We start from the raw sequence: 17,293 nt of genomic DNA, 5'->3' as shown, positions 1-17,293 counted from the left end.
CTCAGGCCCGTGGGTGGAATTTGCGGTGCAGGGCGATCATGCGCGCCGACTGCACGTGGGTGTAGATTTCCGTGGCCATGATGTCGCTGTGCCCCAGCAGGATCTGCACGGTGCGCAGGTCGGCCCCGCCTTCGAGCAGGTGCGTGGCGAAGGAGTGGCGCAGGGTGTGGGGCGACACGGTGCGCGCGATGCCGGCCTCCAGGGCATAGCGGCGGATCATCTTCCACACGCCCTGGCGCGAGAGGCCCAGGCCCGAGCGGTTCAGGAAGGCCTCGTCGCACTTGGGGCCGAAGAGCAGGCGCCAGCGGCGCAGGTAGTCCAGGAGAAAACCTATGGCTCCGTCGTGCAGGGGCACGAAGCGCTCCTTGCTGCCCTTGCCCAGGACGCGCATGAGTCCGGTCTGGGGGTCGAAGTCCTGGGCTGTCATGGCCACCAGTTCGGACACGCGCAGACCGCAGGCGTAGAGGAGTTCGAGCATGGTCCGGTCGCGGAAGCCCAAACGGTCGGACGTGTCGGGCCGCGCCAGCAGCGCCGTGACTTCGTCGCGGGACAGGACGTCGGGCAGCTTGCGCGAGAGCTTGGGGCTGTCCAGCAGGGCGGCCGGGCTTCCCGTCAGGACGCGCTCCTGCACGAGATGGTCGAAGAAGCCCCGCAGGCTCGACAGGTTGCGGGCCAGGGAGGTGTTCTTGAGGCCCTTGCGCCGCAGGTGCACGAGGTAGAGGAAGAGGGTGTGTTCGTCCACGGAATCGAGGCTCCCGCCCAGTTCCGTCATGAAATCGCGGAAGAAGAGCAGGTCCGAGCCGTAGGCTTCGACGGTTTTTTCGGACAGGCCGCGGATGACGGTCAGGTGTTGGAGGTAGGCGTCGATTTCGTCGTGCATTTCCACCAAGGTACATCTGCCCCCTTGCCTGCACAAGATGAAAAAGGTAGCTTTTTCGGGCTATGCCACACCACACGGTCACCCACGCCTATCTCGGCCTGGGCTCGAACATGGGCGACGGGCCCGCCAACCTGCGCCGCGCACTGGAACTTCTTGGCGCCATCCCGGGCCTGACCGTGGAGGCCGTGTCCCCGATCTTCCGCACGGAGCCCCAGGGCCTGACGGATCAGGCTTGGTTCGCCAACTGCGCGGCCCACGTCCGTCTGGAGGGCGCCTGGACGCCCGAAACGCTCCTGGACGCCACATCCGGCGTCGAGGACGCCATGGGCAGGGTGCGCACGGTGGTCTGGGGACCGCGCGTCATCGACATCGACATTCTGCTTCTGGACGGCTGCGAATGGCTGTCGGACCGGCTGCAGATCCCGCATCCGCGCATGTGCGAGAGGGCCTTCGTGCTCGTCCCGCTCATGCATCTCGCCCCGGACCTTCGCATCCGGGACGCAAGCCCATCACAGTGGCTGTCGCGGCTTACGTACTCCGTCGAGGGGGACATCATCCGCCAGCCCTCCAAACCATTTCGAGGTGAATGATGCTCAAGTTTCTCGTGATCGCCGCCGCCTGCTTCATCCTGTACAAACTGCTGACCAACGACCGGAAGAAGAAGGTCGAAGTCAAGAAGAACAACGACGAGCAGCTGGCCAAGGAAGGGGTGCTGGTCAAGGATCCCGTCTGCGGCACGTATGTTTCCAAGGATTCGGACATCCGGATCAAGGAAGGGGGGCAGGTCAGGTGTTTCTGCAGCTATGAATGCCGGGACAAGTACCTGAAAATGATCAACGAATAGGGGGAACCATGCAGTTCTTCATCGACACCGCCAACCTGGACGAGATCCGGGCGGCCATGGACATGGGCCTGGTGGACGGCGTGACCACGAACCCGTCGCTCATGTCGAAGGAGGCGTCCGACTGGCGCGAGATCGCAACCGAGATCTGCCGCCTGGTGTCGGGGCCCGTCAGCCTCGAAGTCATCGCCCTGGACGCCGAGGGCATGGTCCGCGAGGCCCGGGACCTCATGCAGTACGGACCCAACGTCGTGGTCAAGGTGCCCATGACGGGCGAAGGGCTCAAGGCCGTGCGCATCCTCAAGTCCATGGACATCGAGACCAACGTGACCCTGGTCTTTTCCGCGGCCCAGGCGCTGCTGGCCGCCAAGGCCGGCGCGGCGTATGTCAGCCCGTTTCTGGGGCGCCTGGACGACGTGGGCCAGGACGGCATGGAACTCGTGCAGCAGATCCTGACGGTCTATGCCAACTACGGCTTTTCCACCCGCGTCATCGCCGCAAGCGTCCGCCATCCGCTGCACGTCCTGGACGCGGCCCTGGCCGGCGCGCACATCGCCACGGTGCCGTTCAAGATCCTGACCCAGCTGCTGAACCACCCCCTGACGGACAAGGGGATTGCCTCGTTCCTCAAGGATTGGGAGAAGAAAGAAGGGAAATGACCGGCTTTGTTGTTGTGGGTGTCATGGACGTTATGGACGAGATAGACCTTATGGACTGAAATGGACGAGGTTCCAGCCAGCCCGGTACGGCGCAGTCATGCGCCGTACCGGGCTTTTCCTTTTTCAGGCGCTGCCTGTCCCTTAGGGCGGGTCCATTTCGTCCATCTTGTCCATTAAGGTCCATGACGTACACCATTCCCGCCCGTCTTTTTTTAAGTCCCATAATGAAAATTATGTTAACTTTAATAATCGTGAAGGTTCAGCAATCCCGCGCCATTGCCGAAGGTACCGCTCTTTTGGTACTGTTCTCTTTGCCTGCGTTGCAGCTTTCGCGCTGCGAAACTCACTGGCCGGCCGTTGCGGTCTTTCCATCAACACGAGGATATTCCCATGAAGCGCGTCCTGACTTTGCTGATCACATTGTGTCTCGTCGGCCTGGCTGGCTGTGCCTGGGCTCAGTCCGCAGACAATTCGACGCTGAACATCTCCAAGCCCGCGCAGACGCCTGAAACCGCGCCTCCGTCCGGCGCCATCGGCAAGTTCCCCCTGGACATCCAGTCCCGCGGCTCGGACCAAAGCGGCACGCTCCTGTCGTTCAAGCTCAAGGAGGAAGTCATCGCCAGCAGGCTCTTCGAGCTGACCGCGTCGGAGAAAAAGAAGTTCGTCCTGCACATCATGAGCCAGCCGGAATTCCCCGACCGCCCGGAAATCGCCTCGATTTATTCGATAGTTCTTGTTTATCAGGAAGATGCCGGCGCGTTGACCTATTACCTGAACCAGTATCAGGGACAGGTCCATCCCGAGGCCGTGCCGGCCGAGATGCGCAAGATTCTGGAGTGGACGTATTCCAATCTCAAGCGTTTCAACTACTTGCTTGAAGAATAAGGTTGCCCGGGTTCTTGCACTGACGTGTTGGACTTTATGGACGTTATGGACGTTATGGACTGAAATGGACGCGGTCCCGGTCGGCCCGGTACGGACTGACGTGTTGGACTTTATGGACGTGATGGACGTTATGGACTGAAATGGACGCGGTCCCGGTCGGCCCGGTACGGAGCAACTTTGCGCCGGCCGGGCTTTTTTCTGTCCGGGCTTCATTGCGGCGGCCCGTCCTCGAGCCCTCGAAGAACGCTGTCCAATGACCGTGGTGCGAGTCGCCTTCAGCTTTCCGTCTGGTCCGTGTTCCGGGGCGTGCCGCCGCCCTTGACCATGACCGGTTCGTCCACATGGCCGTTGCGGGCGGTCTGGCGGATGAAGAGGATGGTCGTGCGGGACAGTTCGTAGCCTTCGGGCGCCAGGACCATGCTTTTGCCGTCGCGTGTCCCGGTCACGGGCCGGGCCAGGACCATGCCTGGTTGCAGCGCCTCCAGGCCGACCGGCGTTTCGGCCTGATCGCTGGCCGCGATCTGCGCCTCCAGGGCCAGGAGCATGGAACTGGCGTACAGGCCCCGCTCGCGCTTGCGCCCCATGAATGCCGCCGTAGGGAGATTTTCGAACAGGGACATCCGGTATTCCATGACCAGGGCCAGGATGGGTGAACCGCAGGGCATGTCCGGCATGTCCGTCGCATCGTCGGAAGCCGGCATGAGGCTCAGGTGCAGAAAATTTGAATATCCGCGCAGGACTTCGGCCACGTCCCGCATCTTGGGCATGTGGCGCAGCAGTTCCACCGCGTGCTCGGGATGCCCTGCGAAGGCGAGCTTCTGCGCGTCGTCCAGTTCCCGGCCGGAGACGACCGCCTCCAGCGTCTGTGCCGGCAGAGCGATGACGCCGACGATGGAGGTGAGGAACGCCGTCTCCGTCAGTACCGGGTCAGGGTCGTTGAGCCGTTGGCACAGCCCGCGCAGAAGGGGCAGCATGGGGCTCAGCAGATCGCGCAGGTCGGCGCGCAGCCAGCAGACGATCTCGTGCACGGCCTTGGCGAAAAGGGCGCAGGTGTCCCGCATGTCGCGCGAGGATGTCCACATTTCCTCGTATTGCCGGACACCCTTGCCCACGGCGTCCAGCAGCGGCTGGTCGTCGCACGAGGCGGGCAGGACGTGAAAGGCGCCTGCCTCGTTGACCGCGCGCAACAGGTCGGCCACTCCCATGGACGTTCGGCTGAGCAGGATTCTTGAAGTCTGGGGGCTTACGGTGCGCACGCGCGCCAGAAACTCGATCCCGTCCATGTCCGCCATGGAGAATTCGGCGATGACCGCCGCGTACGGCCCCTCTTCCACAAGCCGCTGCAGCCCCGAGCGCGCTCCCAGGGCGATGTGCGTCTCGAAATTCCTGCGCAACCTGCGGTGGGCGGCCGTCAGGGCCTTGCCGTCGGAGTCCACGACGAGAATGGTGTTCACGAGGCCACCTCCTTGCTGCGTGCGTTTCGTTGCGGGGCGACGGGGCAGCGCGGCGGACGCGCGGAGCTGCCTTTGACCAGGCTCACCCCACCGGCGACCATGTCCCGCACCTGGCGCATGAAGACCCCGTAGGCATAACTGCCCTGCTCCATCTCCTTGAGGCGCTTCTCCCACTCGCCCGTCAGCTCCGGCGAGGCCACCTGGGGGATCATGGCGCAGACCACGTCCACAGCCCAGCATCCCAGGTCTGAGGCCACGAGGCGCTTGCCGTCCTTGGCGACATATTCCCGCGCAAGCAAAGTTTCAATGATCTGGGCGCGGGTGGCCGGCGTACCGAGGCCCCTGTCCTTCATGGCCTCGCGCAGTTCCTCGTCCTCCACGAGCTTGCCGGCCGTTTCCATGGCCGCCAGCAGGGTCGCGTCGGTGAAATGCGCCGGGGGCTTGGTCTTGTGCGCCGCCAGGGTCAGTTCCACCACGTCCACCGCCCCGCCCTTCTTCAGGTCCGGCAGGGGGTTGTCCTCGGAGGCCCGCCAGGGTTCGGCCTCGAGCCAGCCGCGGTCGCGGAAGATCTTGCCCGTGGCGCGGAAGCGGTGCCCGTTCACGCCGATCCACAGGGTCGAGGCGTCGAACACGGCGTCGTCCATGAAGGCCGCGGCGAAGCGCCGACAGATCATCTCGTACACGGCCCACTCGTCCGCGCCCATGCTGGCGCGGTTGGCCTTGACCGTCGTCGGGATGATGGCGTGGTGGTCCGTGACCTTGCCGTCGTTGACACACTCGAATTTCTTCTTGCCGCCTTTGATGTTGGCAGCGGCCTTGCTCGAAATCTCGGGGAAATGCCCGTACACGGCCCGCAGGTTTTCCAGACACTCGGCGAACAGCTCCTTGGTCAGGTGCCTGGAATCGGTGCGCGGATAGGTGATGAGCTTCTTCTTCTCGTACAGGTCCTGGGCGATGGTCAGGGTCTGCTGGGCCGAGAGGTTCAGGCGCGAGTTGGCCTCCTTCTGCAGCGTGGTCAGGTCGAAGGGCAGCGGCGGCTTCTGCCGGCCCTTCTTCTTCTCCATGGACAGCACCTCTCCCCTGCCCCCGGTGCAGGCCTCGACCACTTCGCGCCCTTCCGCCTCGGTCCAGACCTTGGAGTCCTTGAACTCGGGCGGGGCGAACCAGGTGGCCCGAAACGTCTCCTCACCCTGGGAGAAGTCCCCTTCCACGGTCCAGTAATCCTTGGGCTCGAAATTCTCGATCTCGCGCCGCCGGTCCACCAGGAGCTTCAGGACCGGCGTCTGGACCCGGCCCACGGTGATGAGGCTGCCGGCGCGCAGGGTGAAGAGGCGGGAGAAGTTCATGCCCACCAGCCAGTCGGCCTCGGCCCGGGCAAAGGCCGCGTGCCCGAGGTTGCGCTTCTGCTCGCCGTCCACGAGGCCGGCGAAAGCCTTCTGCAGGCCCTTCTCGGTCATGTCGTTGGCCCACAGGCGGCGGATGGGCTTGGTGCTGCCGGCCAGAAGGTAGATGCGCCGGAAGATGAGCTCCCCTTCGCGGCCTGCGTCCGTGGCGTTGATGACCTCGGTGATGTCGTCGTCCAGAAGGTAGCGGCGGATGATTTCGTACTGGCTGGCCGTAGACGGCAGGATGCCCAGGGTGAAGCGCGCCGGGAGCATGGGCAGCTGGCCCATGGCCCAGCGGCCTGCCCAGGCCGGGTTCTGCTGCGCCGGCTCGGCGATGTTGACCAGATGCCCCACGGCCCAGGTGACCACGTGCCCAGGCCCTTGCAAGCAGCCCTCGCCGCGTCCCCTGACGCCCAGCACGGCGGCCAGTTCGCGGGCCACAGAGGGTTTTTCGGCAATGATCAGCGTTCTGGGCACGGGCGTTCCGTTCGCGGACAATCGAGAGTCATGGGGAAATTCATCGTCATGGGACGGCTAGGTACGAAAAAATCCCCGCGCACGCAAATGCGCGGGGATTGGTCGCCACGGGGCGCGGGCAGCCTCAGGCGAACAGGTCCGTGCGGCCGGTGATCTTGCGCACCAGGTCGCGGTAGTCCTGGGAGCCGTGGGAGCCGGGGGCGTACTCATAGATGGTCTTGCCGTAGGCCGGGGACTCGGACAGGCGCACGTTGTAGCGGATGGGCGTGCAGACGTACTCGCCGTACAGGTCCTTGAGCTTGTCCAGGATGGCGTCGGGGTTTTTGATGCGCTTGTCCAGGAAGGTCGGCAGGATGTAGTTCAGGGTCACGTCGGCGCGATATTTCTGGATGGACGACAGGCTCTTCAGGAACTCGACGAGGCCCTGCAGGGTCATGACCTCCAGGGACACGGGCGTGATGAGCTCGTAGACGTAGAAGAGCACGTTGACCGTCAGCGGGTCCCAGCCGGGCGAGGTGTCGACGATGACGTAGTCGTAATCCTTTTCGATGGGTTCGAGGGCCTCGACCAGGGTCAGCTCGCCGCCGAAGTCCTTGCGGTCGATGAGGCGCTTGATGCCGGCCAGGGCCCGTCCGCCGGCCAGGAGCCAGAGATTTTCCCGAGCCTGCACGATGGTCTCCTCGGGAGGCAGTTCGCCCGTGACCAGCTCCGTCAGGCCCGCCTTGGGCTTCATGCCCAGGACATAGGCAGCCTGCCCCTGGGTGTCCGTATCGACCAGAAGCACCTTGTATCCGGCCAGGGCCAGACCGGCGGCCAGGCTGACGGCCGTGGTGGTCTTGCCCACACCGCCCTTGCTGAGGGTCACCCCGATCCTGCGGACCTTGGGTTTCTCCGGCTCGGCGGCAGCCGGCTCGAACAGCGGGAAACGGTGCCCGCAAGCCCGGCACTGGGCGACCTTGGCCCCGGCCGGGATCTTGGATTCATCGACGTTGTGCTCTTTTCTGCACTGCGGACAGATCACCTTCATGAACAGCCTCCGCCGTTACTCAATTTTTCCGAGGATGGATTTGACAAGGGGGCCATCGAGGCCTTTCTCCTCGATCTCCCGCAGCAGTTGGTTGACCGCGTGGTTGACCAGATTGGACTTGGACGCTTTGGCTTTCGACCCGTCGGGCAGGAGCCGCAGGAGGATGTCCTTGGCCTGGGTCAGGCCGTTGAAGACGTCCTCGCGCAGGTAATGGGTGGTTTTCCGCTTGGTTGCGTTGGGCTTGCGTTTCAGGGGCAGAAGCTTGGCGTTGGGCTTGGTTCCGGGTTCGGCCTTGGGCAGGCAGACCCGGATGAGGGCCTCAAGTTCCTCCAGGCCCGCTACGGGCCCGGAGCCCTGCTCGCCCCGAAACAATTCACCGAGGATGTCGGGATGTGCTCGTCCGTTCATGTGCGTCCCCGATTCAGGAGGATTTTACGACAGCGCCCAGGACCGATGTCTTGATTTCGGATATGACCCGCGTCATCCAGTCGATGTAGCCGGAGTCGTGGGTGTGGATGATCTCCATGCCGCAGATGAGACTGTCGCCTTCGTAGGCTGAAATGTGCACCACCCGCACATCGACCAGAAAGGTCTTGTCGGGGAAGGTGATCCGGACGCTCTCCAGGACTGCGCCGACACTGAAGTCGTCGGGGCTTGTCACGGCAAGGCCGACCCCGTACATGGAGAGGTCCTTGACCGCGTGTTTCCGCCCGCCGTGGTCCAGGGTGACAAGCCCCTGCGGGATCGGCACGCGGAAGGATTTGCGGACGAAGTGCTTCTCCTCGTTTTCGCTGGCGATCAGCAGGCTCGAGTCGTCCCCTGCATCCTGTCCTGGCTTGCTGCTCATGCGACACCTCCAAAGACCGTGGCTGAAGTGACCGTGAACCCTGGTCCTGGCGATCACGGAGCGGAAATACTGGCAACGATGTATCATTGCCCTTGATTTCATTCAAAATCAATCCCTCTGGATGGCCAGTTCTTGTCAGGGATTGATCCTATTTGCGCAGGAACTCAGGTGAAACATGTACCGCATCAAAATTGTGTGCGTCGGAAAAATCAAAAAGAAATACTGGGTTGAAGCCATCGGACACTATGGGAAAATGCTTGGCCCCTTGGTCCGCATCGACGCCGTCGCGGTCAAGGACTGTCCGGGCGCCGAGGGGGAAGACAGAAAACGGGCCGAATCGGCGCGCATCCTGGAAAAAATCGGCCCCCGCGACACCCTTGTGGCCTTGCACGAGACGGGAAAACTCATGAATTCAAGGGAGTTCGCAGCGTTCGTGCGCCCCCTTTTCGAGAACCCGCAGGGGGAATGCTGCTTCGTCATCGGCGGCGCCATGGGCCTTTCGCCGGAACTCCTCGCGCGGGCCGACCACCTGCTGAGCCTGAGCCCCATGACCATGCCCCACGAACTGGCCCAGGTGGTGCTCTACGAACAGCTCTTCCGGGCCATGACCATCCTGGCCAACAGGACGTACCACTACTGAGGGCGGGTACGTAGGGCGCAAGGGGATGGGTTCCCGCCTGCGCGGGAATGACTTCAAGGCGAGGCTTACGGTCGCATATTTTCCGGTCGTCAGCATGGTGCAAATGGCAGAGGCGTAAGGCTTGTAACGGAGTCATTCCCGCGAAGGCGGGAATCCATGTCTTCATTGCTGCCTCAAATCCGGAGGGTCATGACCGTTCGATACCGAATCGAAAGCGCCCCGTTCGTTCATCCTTCCGCTTCAGTGCCCTTCCCCCCTGCCGGAACTTCCCGGTACGCAATCCCGAGCCCGGCCAGCCCCTCGCTAAGCTCCGCGCAGGCCGCGTCCAGCAGCCCCTCCCGCTCCCCCGCCCCGCCGCCGGTGACGGTCAGGGTGATGTCCAGCTCCGGGCTTTCGCCAACTGTGGTGGCCAGGGACTTGATGTAGACCTTCGGGTGTCTCGGCACCACCCGGCCCAGGACCGGCTCCAGCACGGACTCGTCGTTGCAGCGCACGCGCAGCGTCCTGGCCAGTGAGCCGCCTGCCCCGAACGTGCGGTCCAGAAAGTCCTGCAGGGAGGCCTCGATGATGCCCTTGAGTTCCGACGGCACGCCCGGCAGAGAGATGATGGCTGTCCGCCCGACCTGCAACAGTACGCCAGGCGCCGTCCCTCCGGGATTGTACAGCGGAAGTCCCCCCTCGGGCAGCCAGGCCATCTTTTCCCGCCCCGGGTTGAGGCCGCCCTGCGCCATGATGCCCATGGCGTGGAAACGGTCGTACTGCTCCCTAACCATGCGCAGGGCCTCCTCATGCAGCCGCAGGGGCAGTCCGGCCCCCTTGGCCACGGCGGCCAGGCTCAGGTCGTCGGCCGTGGGCCCGAGACCACCGGAGGTGAAGATGACGTCCGGACCGCGCTCCAGCGCCAGCCGCACCTCGGCGGCGATGACGTCCAGGTCGTCGCGCAGCATGGTCCCGCGCGACACGTGGCCGCCGCGCGAGTTGACCAGACGGCAGAGCCAGCTGGTGTTGGTGTCCTGGATGTCGCCGATGAGGATTTCGTTGCCGATGACCAGGATTTCGACGATGGCCGAATACGTCATGATGCGCTCCCGTGATGGATTCCAACGGATACAATGCCGAAGGCCGCAGTCACTCTTCATACATGCCAACTCCCCGGCACGCCAACAAAAAAGGGAGCGCCCGAAGACGCTCCCTCGCATGTGACGGTTGTCCGGAACCTATTTGACCTTGCCGGCCTTCCAGGCTTCGATGAGCTTGTCGTAGTCGACGGTCTCACCCTTGGGCTTCTCGTTGGCCAGTTTGGGCTTGGGGGCGCCGGGCTGGTCGAGCCAGTACTTCTCGTCCCTGGGCTCGTTCAGCTTGGGACCGCATTCGCCCTGCACGCCGGCGCGCTCCAGGCGCTCCAGGATCTTGTCCTGCTCGGCGGCCAGGTTGTCCATGGCCGTCTCGGGGGTGACTTCGCCGGACACGGCTTCGCCGATGTTCTGCCACCACAGCTGGGCCAGCTTGGGGTAGTCGGGCACGTTGGTGCCGGTGGGCGTCCAGGCCACGCGGGCCGGGCTGCGGTAGAACTCAACCAGGCCACCCAGCATGGGGGCGCGCTCGGTGAAGGACTTGTCGCGGATGTCGGAGTCGCGGATGGGGGTCAAACCGACGTGCGTCTTCTTCAGCGAGGTGGTCTTGGCCACGCAGAACTGGGCGTAGAGCCAGGCTGCCTTGCGGCGGTCGACCGGGGTGGACTTCAGCAGGGTCCAGGAACCGCAGTCCTGGTAGCCGAGCTTCTGCCCTTCTTCCCAGTAGGGGCCGTGCGGGGACGGGGCCATGCGCCACTTGGGCGTGCCGTCCTCGTTGACCACGGGCGTGCCCTTCTCGACCATGGAGGCAGTGAAGGCGGTGTACCAGAAGATCTGCTGGGCCACGTTGCCCTTGGCCAGGCTCGGCAGGGACTGGTAGAAGTCCATGCCCAGGGCGCCGGGAGGTGCGTAGAGGCGCAGCCAGTCCATGTACTTGCGCAGGGCGTACTTGGCGGCCGGGCCGTTGGTGGCGCCGCCGCGGGAGACGCTGGCGCCGACGGGCTTGCAGCCTTCGACGCGGATGCCCCATTCGTCGACGGGCAGGCCGTTGGGGATGCCCTTGTCGCCGGCGCCGGCCATGCCGAGCCAGGCGTCGGTGAAGCGCCAGCCAAGGTCCGGGGCCTTCTTGCCGTAGTCCATGTGGCCGTAGACGGCCTTGCCGTCGATTTCCTTCACGTCGTTGGTGAAGAACTCGGCTATGTCCTCATAGGCCGACCAGTTGACCGGAACGCCCAGTTCGTAGCCGTATTTGGCCTTGAACTTGGCTTTGAGCTCGGGGCGCTGGAACCAGTCGTAGCGGAACCAGTAAAGGTTCGCGAACTGCTGGTCGGGCAGCTGGTAGAGCTTGCCGTCGGGGGCGGTGGTGAAGGACTTGCCCATGAAGTCGTCGATGTCCAAGGTCGGCAGGGTCACGTCCTTGCCCTCGCCGGCCATCCAGTCCGTCAGGTTGACGACGGCGCCGTAGCGGAAGTGGGTGCCGATGAGGTCCGAGTCGTTGACGTAGCCGTCAAAGACGTTCTCGCCGGACTGCATCTGGACCTGCAGCTTCTCGATGACGTCGCCTTCCTGAATCAGGTCGTGGGTGATCTTGATGCCCGTGATTTCGGTGAACGCCTTGGCCAACGTCTTGGATTCGTACTCGTGGGTGGGGATGGTTTCGGAGACGACCTTGATCTCCATGCCCTTGAACGGGGCGGCCGCCTTCATGAACCATTCCATTTCCTTCATCTGCTCGTCCTTGCTGAGCGTGGAAGGCTGGAACTCCTCGTCGATCCATTTTTTCGCCGCCGCCTTCTGGGCCGCCTCATCGGCGAAGCCAAGGCTGGTGACGCCCAGGAATGCCACCATGAGCATCCCGGTCAAAAGAACACGTCGAACTTGCATACGGACCTCCAGTTGCAGTTATACCAACAAACCCCCAAACACCGCTTCCGTTCCTTTCCCGGACACCGCGCAGGTGCCCTGATCTCAGCCCCAGCGCATGACGGTGACGAGAAAGGCGACGGATATCACAGTTGCGATCCAGACGGCCAGATCCGTCAGGCCCAGCCAGGCCAGATGGATGTAGGCGCTGCCTAGAAGGCTTATGAACAGACGGTCCCCGCGGGTGGTGACGATGGGCAGGAAGCCCCGGCGGGCAATGCTCGGGGAGACGATCTGCCACACGGTCATGCCGGCGAGCATGAGCGCGATGAAGACGAAGAATGCGGCCGTGACCGGGGTCCAGGCCATCCATCCGATATTCATGACACCCTCCTAGACCCGGCCCAGGGCGAAGCCCTTGGCCAGATGGTTGCGGACAAACCAGATGACCAGGGCGCCCGGCACGATGGTCAGGATGCCGGCTGCGGCCAGCAGGCCCCAGTCGAGCCCCGAGGCGCTGACCGTACGGGTCATGGTCGCTGCGATGGGCTTGGCCACGGTGGTGGTCAGGGTTCGGGCCAGGAGCAGTTCGACCCAGCTGAACATGAAGCAGAAGAAGGCCGTCACGCCGATACCGGCCCGGATCAGCGGGATGAAGACCGCCAGGAAGAAGCGCGGGAAGCTGTAGCCATCGATGAAGGCCGTTTCGTCGATCTCGCGCGGCACGCCGGACATGAACCCTTCCAGGATCCAGACCGCCAGGGGCACGTTGAACAGGCAGTGGGCCAGGGCCACGGCGATGTGCGTGTCGATGAGGTTGAAGGTGGAATAGAGCTGGAAGAACGGCAGCAGGAAGACGGCCGGCGGGGCCATGCGGTTGGTCAGCAGCCAGAAGAAGACGTGCTTGTCGCCGATGAAGCGGAAGCGCGAGAAGGCGTAGGCCGCCGGCAGGGCCGTGACCAGGGAGATGACCGTGTTGATGGACACGTAGATCATGGTGTTGATGTAGCCCGAGTACCACGACGGGTCCGCGAAGATCTTGGCGTAGTTCTCCAGGGTCATGTCGTGGGGGAAGAGCTGGAAGGAGCGCATGATGTCCGCGTTGGTGCGCAGTGACATGTTGAGCATCCAGTAGATGGGCAGGAGCAGCACCACCAGGTAGAAGACAAGGACGAAATGGCGTTTTCTCATGACTTGTCCCCCGTGCCCACGGCCTGCAGGGCCTGGTAGAACAGCCAGCAGAACAGCAGGACGATGAGGAAGTAGATGATGGAGAAGGCCGCGGCCGGTCCGAGGTCCATGGCCGTGGACAGCTTGACCAGGTAGATGGACAGGAAGGTCGTGGCGTTGCCGGGGCCGCCGCCCGTGAGGACGAAGGGCTCGGCGTAGATCAGGAAGCTGTCCATGAACCGCAGCAGCACGGCGATGGTCAGCACGCCGCGCATCTTGGGCAGTTGGATGAAGCGGAACACGGCCCAGCGGCTGGCGCCGTCGATCTTGGCCGCCTGGTAGTAGGCGTCGGGGATGGAGCGCAGGCCGGCGTAGGCCAGCAGGACCACCAGCGGCGTCCAGTGCCAGACCTCCATGAGCATGACCGTGATCCAGGCGTCCAGGGGGTTGGCCGTATGGTCGAAGGGAAGGCCCAGACCGTTTATGGTCGCGCCGAAGAGGCCGATGTCCGGCCGGGTGAAGATGATCCAGATGGTGCCGATGACGTTCCAGGGGATGAGCAGCGGCAGGGCCAGGAGCACGAGGCAGGCCGAGGCCGTCCAGCCCTTGGCCGGCATGGTCAGGGCGATGCCGATGCCCAGCGGGATCTCGATCAAAAGCACCAGCCCCGAGAAGATGAGCTGCTTGACCAGGGCGTCATGCAGGCGCGGGTTGGTCAGCATGTCGCGGAACCACTCCGCGCCGACGAAGATGCGCTGACCCGGACCCAGGATGTCCTGGACCGAGTAGTTGACCACGGTCATGAGCGGCACCACGGCACTGAAGGCCACGATGACGAAGACGGGCAGGATCAGGAACCAGGCCCGGTTGTTTTCCCATTTATCCACGCCTTCCTCCTACTTGACCAGGACCTGGTCGCGAAAAAGCTTGGTCCGCTGCGGCGGGAAGACCGCCCAGCACGCGTCGGCCGGGACGGAGCGGCCCTCGGCCACGCGGGCCTTGAGGCGCGCGCAGCCGGACACCACGGTCACGATGCGGGTGCTGCCCTCGTTTTCCACGGACACGACCCGCCCGGCCAAAGCGCCAGGCTTTTCCGATTCCGACAGCTCCAGGTACAGGGGTCTGATGCCGATCTGGAATTCGCCCGCCCCCGCCTTGGCGGCCACGGCCGGGTCCAGGCGGATGCGGCCGCAGTCCAGGACCGCGTCCCCGCCCTCCAGGGTGCAGGGCAGCAGGTTCATGCCGGGGCTGCCGATGAAGTAGCCCACGAAGGTGTGCGCCGGCTCGTCGAAGAGCTCGTCGGGCGCGCCCATCTGCAGCAGCGACCCGTCGTACATGATGGCGATCTTGTCGGCGAAGGTCATGGCCTCGGTCTGGTCGTGGGTCACGTAGATGAGTGTCAGCTTGAACTGCTGGTGGATTTCCTTCAGCTTGCGGCGCAATTGCCACTTGAGGTGCGGGTCGATGACGGTCAGGGGCTCGTCGAAGAGGATGGCGGCCACGTCCTTGCGCACCAGCCCGCGCCCCAGGGAGATCTTCTGCTTGGCGTCGGCGGCCAGGCCGCTGGCGCGCTTGCCGAGCACGGGGGTGAGGTCCAGGAGTTCGGCGATCTCGTGCACGCGGCTTCTGACCTCGCTCTCCCCCACCTTGCGGTTGCGCAGGGGAAAGGCCAGATTGTCGAAGACCGTCATGGTGTCGTAGAGCACCGGGAACTGGAAGACCTGGGCGATGTTGCGCTTCTCCGGCGGCAAGGTCGTGACGTCGCGGCCGTCGAAGAGGACCCGTCCCTGACTGGGGGTCAAGAGGCCCGAGATGATGTTCAGCATGGTCGTCTTGCCGCAGCCGCTGGAACCGAGCAGCGCGTACGCCCCGCCGTCTTCCCAGACCGTGTGCAGCCGCTTCAGGGCGAAGTCCTCGTCGCCCCTGGGGTTGGCCCGGTAGCTGTGGGCCATGTTCTCGAGTACGATTTCAGCCATGAAAAGCCTCGCTCAGGCGGAGCAGGTTGATGACGGCGATTTGACCAGCCTTTCGTCCTCGCCGAAGACGTAGACGTCGCAGGGACGAACGAAGACGGAGACTTCCTGGCCGACCTTGAAGGACCGCACGCCCTGTTCCTGCAGGACCAGGGAGCGGTTGCGGTAGCGGAAATGGACGAAGGTCTCGGAGCCGTTGATCTCGGCCAGCTCGACCACGGTCCTGATCTCCACGTCCCCTTCGGTCTTGCGCGTCAGGTTGAAATGGTGGGAGCGGATGCCGAACTTGTACGTGCCGGGCGTGAGTCCCGCGAGGTGCCCCGTCAGGGGCAGGTCGATGCCGATACGCAAGTGGGCCCCCGCCGTGTCGATCTCGGCGGTGATGAAATTGATGGGCGGGTCGCTGAAGACCTCGGCCACCTTGGTTGTGGCCGGATTGTCGTAGACCTCGCTCGTGGGTCCGGTCTGCAGCACCCTGCCTTCGTGCATGACGATGATGTTGCCGCCGAGCATGAGGGCCTCGGTGGGCTCCGTCGTGGTGTAGACGACGACGGAGTCTCGCTGGCCGAAGATCTGCTGCAGTTCGTCGCGCAGCTCCTCGCGCAGCTTGTAGTCGAGGTTGACCAGGGGTTCGTCCAGGAGCAGGAGGTGGGCCTCCTTGACCAGGGCCCGGGCGATGGCCGTGCGCTGCTGCTGGCCACCCGAGAGCTCGGCTGGCAGGCGCGAGAGCAGCGGCTCCAGATGGAGCATGCGGGCCGTCTCCAGGACGCGTTTCTCGATCTCGGCCTTGGGGGTCCCGGCGATGCGCAGGGGCGAGGCGATGTTGTCGAAGACGGTCTGGGAGGGGTAGTTGATGAACTGCTGGTAGACCATGGCCACGCTGCGGCGGCGCACGGACTCCCCGGTCACGTCCCGGCCGTCGGCGATGACCTTGCCCCGCGTGGGACGGTCCAGGCCGGCCATGATGCGCAAAAGCGACGTCTTGCCGGCCTGGGTGCGGCCAAGCAGCACGTAACGCTGGCCGGACTCGAAATTGAGGGAAACGTCCTTGAGGTGCGTTTCGCCGTCGACGATGCGGTCGATGGAATCAAGCTGAAGCCCCATGCGGCTCCTCCGTAAGGCGGGATGGGACGGCGGGCGCGATCGCCCGGCGTCATGTTCGCAAGCCTGTAGCAGACGAAATAAATTTTCTCAACTGAAAATGAAAATTGGTCAGCTAACCTATTTTTTTCGGAAATGCTCAGCTTTCCGATTCGTCCTCTCCGCCCACATACAACTCGACGTCGCCGCGGCGCATCTGCTCCTGGACGCTGGCCGGCGGGGCCTGGTCCGTGAACAGGGCGTCGATCTCGTCGATGTTGCCCAGACGGACCATGGCGTTGCGGCCGAACTTGGTGTGGTCCGTGACCAGGAAGACCTGGCGCGAGTTCTCCATGATGGCGCGGGCGGCGCGGACCTCGCGGTAGTCGAAGTCCAGGAGGGTGCCGTCCATGTCGATGCCGCTGATGCCGATGATGCCGAAGTCGACCTTGAACTGCCGGATGAAGTCGATGGCCGCCTCGCCGACAATGCCGCCGTCGTGGTGGCGGATCAGGCCGCCGGCGACGATGATCTCGACCTCGGGGTTGCCGGTCAGGATGGTGGCCACGTTCAGGCTGTTGGTGATGACGCGCAGATTCTTGTGGCCGCCCAGGGCCCGGGCCACCTCCTCGGTGGTCGTGCCTATATTGATGAACAGGGACGACTTGTTGGGGATGGCCTCGGCCACCATGCGGCCGATGACCTTCTTCTCGGCCAGGCAGAGGACCTTGCGGTCCAGGTAGTCCATGTTCTCGGTGCTCAGGCAGGGGCCCGCCCCGCCGTGGTAGCGCTGCAGCAGGCCCTTGGCGCTCAGGGTGTTGATGTCGCGGCGCACGGACTGCGGGGTGATGCCGAAGTGTTCGGCCAGGGACTGGATGGTGGCGAAGCCCGTCTCCCGGACCATGCGGATCATCTCCGCATGACGCTGACGGACGGTGACGTGCCGGGCGCCGGTATCCTGCTCCTCGGGGCCAAATGCTTCGGTCATGACAACTCCTTTCGATTTCGAACAAAAAAATAAAAGAAATGTCGCTTTGAG

At 64.0% G+C, this 17,293-nt stretch carries 19 protein-coding genes; 5 read left to right on the top strand and 14 right to left on the bottom strand.

The window, feature by feature from the left end:
- Position 1: 1 nt before the first annotated feature.
- Entirely contained in the window at positions 2 to 880 is an 879-nt protein-coding gene (gene xerD, locus ACYQ3G_RS10885; RefSeq protein WP_459825794.1) for a site-specific tyrosine recombinase XerD, read from the bottom strand.
- 62 nt (positions 881 to 942) lie between these two features.
- Between xerD and folK the strand changes: the two genes are divergently transcribed.
- From folK to ACYQ3G_RS10865, 4 genes are all read left to right on the top strand, one after another.
- Positions 943 to 1,470 carry a 2-amino-4-hydroxy-6-hydroxymethyldihydropteridine diphosphokinase gene (gene folK, locus ACYQ3G_RS10880; protein WP_459825792.1) on the top strand — a complete coding sequence of 176 codons (528 nt, stop codon included), beginning with the start codon at positions 943 to 945 and terminating at the stop codon, positions 1,468 to 1,470.
- Positions 1,470 to 1,724: a transcriptional regulator gene (locus ACYQ3G_RS10875; protein WP_459825790.1), complete on the top strand. Its 255-nt coding sequence runs from the start codon at positions 1,470 to 1,472 to the stop codon at positions 1,722 to 1,724. The genes folK and ACYQ3G_RS10875 overlap by 1 nt, the downstream gene beginning before the upstream one ends.
- A gap of 8 nt (positions 1,725 to 1,732) precedes the next feature.
- A complete protein-coding gene (gene fsa, locus ACYQ3G_RS10870; protein ID WP_459825788.1) occupies positions 1,733 to 2,380 on the top strand; it encodes a fructose-6-phosphate aldolase in 648 nt (215 codons plus the stop codon).
- A 390-nt stretch (positions 2,381 to 2,770) separates the two neighbouring features.
- Positions 2,771 to 3,265: a hypothetical protein gene (locus tag ACYQ3G_RS10865; protein WP_028577732.1), complete on the top strand. Its 495-nt coding sequence runs from the start codon at positions 2,771 to 2,773 to the stop codon at positions 3,263 to 3,265.
- A gap of 275 nt (positions 3,266 to 3,540) precedes the next feature.
- On the opposite strand, the gene ACYQ3G_RS10860 is transcribed toward ACYQ3G_RS10865, so the two are convergent.
- The 5 genes from ACYQ3G_RS10860 to ACYQ3G_RS10840 all read right to left on the bottom strand — a co-directional run bounded on the left by ACYQ3G_RS10860 (position 3,541) and on the right by ACYQ3G_RS10840 (position 8,455).
- Entirely contained in the window at positions 3,541 to 4,719 is a 1,179-nt protein-coding gene (locus ACYQ3G_RS10860; protein WP_459825786.1) for a response regulator, read from the bottom strand.
- Positions 4,716 to 6,581 (bottom strand): DNA topoisomerase 3, encoded by a 1,866-nt coding sequence (locus ACYQ3G_RS10855; protein ID WP_459825784.1) that lies wholly within the window; start codon positions 6,579 to 6,581, stop codon positions 4,716 to 4,718. The genes ACYQ3G_RS10860 and ACYQ3G_RS10855 overlap by 4 nt, the downstream gene beginning before the upstream one ends.
- 124 nt (positions 6,582 to 6,705) lie before the next feature.
- Positions 6,706 to 7,608: an AAA family ATPase gene (locus tag ACYQ3G_RS10850; protein ID WP_459825782.1), complete on the bottom strand. Its 903-nt coding sequence runs from the start codon at positions 7,606 to 7,608 to the stop codon at positions 6,706 to 6,708.
- 15 nt (positions 7,609 to 7,623) lie between these two features.
- Positions 7,624 to 8,016, bottom strand: coding sequence for a hypothetical protein (locus tag ACYQ3G_RS10845; protein ID WP_459825780.1), 393 nt, complete (start codon positions 8,014 to 8,016; stop codon positions 7,624 to 7,626).
- 13 nt (positions 8,017 to 8,029) lie between these two features.
- A complete protein-coding gene (locus ACYQ3G_RS10840) occupies positions 8,030 to 8,455 on the bottom strand; it encodes a PilZ domain-containing protein (protein ID WP_028577736.1) in 426 nt (141 codons plus the stop codon).
- Positions 8,456 to 8,630: 175 nt separating this feature from the next.
- On the opposite strand from ACYQ3G_RS10840, the gene ACYQ3G_RS10835 reads away from it, so the two are divergent.
- Positions 8,631 to 9,095 (top strand): 23S rRNA (pseudouridine(1915)-N(3))-methyltransferase RlmH, encoded by a 465-nt coding sequence (locus ACYQ3G_RS10835; protein WP_459825777.1) that lies wholly within the window; start codon positions 8,631 to 8,633, stop codon positions 9,093 to 9,095.
- 227 nt (positions 9,096 to 9,322) lie between these two features.
- Here ACYQ3G_RS10835 and ACYQ3G_RS10830 read toward each other — a convergent pair whose 3' ends face one another.
- The 8 genes from ACYQ3G_RS10830 to ACYQ3G_RS10795 form a co-directional block, all read right to left on the bottom strand.
- Positions 9,323 to 10,174 (bottom strand): competence/damage-inducible protein A, encoded by an 852-nt coding sequence (locus ACYQ3G_RS10830; protein WP_459825775.1) that lies wholly within the window; start codon positions 10,172 to 10,174, stop codon positions 9,323 to 9,325.
- Between the two features lie 138 nt (positions 10,175 to 10,312).
- Entirely contained in the window at positions 10,313 to 12,052 is a 1,740-nt protein-coding gene (locus ACYQ3G_RS10825) for an ABC transporter substrate-binding protein (RefSeq protein ID WP_459825773.1), read from the bottom strand.
- A gap of 84 nt (positions 12,053 to 12,136) precedes the next feature.
- On the bottom strand, positions 12,137 to 12,415 hold the full coding sequence (locus ACYQ3G_RS10820; RefSeq protein ID WP_156902588.1) for a DUF2160 domain-containing protein: 279 nt from the start codon (positions 12,413 to 12,415) through the stop codon (positions 12,137 to 12,139).
- Positions 12,416 to 12,424: 9 nt separating this feature from the next.
- Positions 12,425 to 13,222 carry a carbohydrate ABC transporter permease gene (locus ACYQ3G_RS10815; RefSeq protein WP_459825771.1) on the bottom strand — a complete coding sequence of 266 codons (798 nt, stop codon included), beginning with the start codon at positions 13,220 to 13,222 and terminating at the stop codon, positions 12,425 to 12,427.
- On the bottom strand, positions 13,219 to 14,088 hold the full coding sequence (locus ACYQ3G_RS10810) for a carbohydrate ABC transporter permease (RefSeq protein WP_028577741.1): 870 nt from the start codon (positions 14,086 to 14,088) through the stop codon (positions 13,219 to 13,221). Before ACYQ3G_RS10810 ends, ACYQ3G_RS10815 begins: the two co-directional genes overlap by 4 nt.
- Before the next feature lie 9 nt (positions 14,089 to 14,097).
- Positions 14,098 to 15,177: an ABC transporter ATP-binding protein gene (locus tag ACYQ3G_RS10805; RefSeq protein ID WP_459825769.1), complete on the bottom strand. Its 1,080-nt coding sequence runs from the start codon at positions 15,175 to 15,177 to the stop codon at positions 14,098 to 14,100.
- Between the two features lie 12 nt (positions 15,178 to 15,189).
- A complete protein-coding gene (locus tag ACYQ3G_RS10800) occupies positions 15,190 to 16,278 on the bottom strand; it encodes an ABC transporter ATP-binding protein (protein ID WP_459825767.1) in 1,089 nt (362 codons plus the stop codon).
- A gap of 136 nt (positions 16,279 to 16,414) precedes the next feature.
- Complete coding sequence (locus ACYQ3G_RS10795) at positions 16,415 to 17,242, bottom strand: DeoR family transcriptional regulator (RefSeq protein WP_459825765.1); 828 nt, start codon at positions 17,240 to 17,242, stop codon at positions 16,415 to 16,417.
- Positions 17,243 to 17,293: the final 51 nt, after the last annotated feature.

The sequence above is a fragment of the Desulfomicrobium salsuginis genome, from assembly GCF_054657795.1.
Note: the sequence above shows the minus strand (reverse complement) of the source record. Positions and strands in the feature narration are given on the sequence as shown.

Excerpts from the sequence above, each read along its gene's own strand:
- ACYQ3G_RS10820 (WP_156902588.1), bottom strand. The coding sequence starts at position 12,415 with ATGAATATCGGATGGATGGCCTGGACCCCGGTCACGGCCGCATTCTTC.
- fsa (WP_459825788.1), top strand. The coding sequence starts at position 1,733 with ATGCAGTTCTTCATCGACACCGCCAACCTGGACGAGATCCGGGCGGCC.
- ACYQ3G_RS10825 (WP_459825773.1), bottom strand. The coding sequence starts at position 12,052 with ATGCAAGTTCGACGTGTTCTTTTGACCGGGATGCTCATGGTGGCATTC.
- ACYQ3G_RS10845 (WP_459825780.1), bottom strand. The coding sequence starts at position 8,016 with ATGAACGGACGAGCACATCCCGACATCCTCGGTGAATTGTTTCGGGGC.
- ACYQ3G_RS10830 (WP_459825775.1), bottom strand. The coding sequence starts at position 10,174 with ATGACGTATTCGGCCATCGTCGAAATCCTGGTCATCGGCAACGAAATC.
- ACYQ3G_RS10815 (WP_459825771.1), bottom strand. The coding sequence starts at position 13,222 with ATGAGAAAACGCCATTTCGTCCTTGTCTTCTACCTGGTGGTGCTGCTC.
- ACYQ3G_RS10875 (WP_459825790.1), top strand. The coding sequence starts at position 1,470 with ATGCTCAAGTTTCTCGTGATCGCCGCCGCCTGCTTCATCCTGTACAAA.
- ACYQ3G_RS10805 (WP_459825769.1), bottom strand. The coding sequence starts at position 15,177 with ATGGCTGAAATCGTACTCGAGAACATGGCCCACAGCTACCGGGCCAAC.
- ACYQ3G_RS10800 (WP_459825767.1), bottom strand. The coding sequence starts at position 16,278 with ATGGGGCTTCAGCTTGATTCCATCGACCGCATCGTCGACGGCGAAACG.
- ACYQ3G_RS10865 (WP_028577732.1), top strand. The coding sequence starts at position 2,771 with ATGAAGCGCGTCCTGACTTTGCTGATCACATTGTGTCTCGTCGGCCTG.
- ACYQ3G_RS10835 (WP_459825777.1), top strand. The coding sequence starts at position 8,631 with ATGTACCGCATCAAAATTGTGTGCGTCGGAAAAATCAAAAAGAAATAC.
- ACYQ3G_RS10840 (WP_028577736.1), bottom strand. The coding sequence starts at position 8,455 with ATGAGCAGCAAGCCAGGACAGGATGCAGGGGACGACTCGAGCCTGCTG.
- folK (WP_459825792.1), top strand. The coding sequence starts at position 943 with ATGCCACACCACACGGTCACCCACGCCTATCTCGGCCTGGGCTCGAAC.
- ACYQ3G_RS10795 (WP_459825765.1), bottom strand. The coding sequence starts at position 17,242 with ATGACCGAAGCATTTGGCCCCGAGGAGCAGGATACCGGCGCCCGGCAC.
- xerD (WP_459825794.1), bottom strand. The coding sequence starts at position 880 with ATGCACGACGAAATCGACGCCTACCTCCAACACCTGACCGTCATCCGC.
- ACYQ3G_RS10850 (WP_459825782.1), bottom strand. The coding sequence starts at position 7,608 with ATGAAGGTGATCTGTCCGCAGTGCAGAAAAGAGCACAACGTCGATGAA.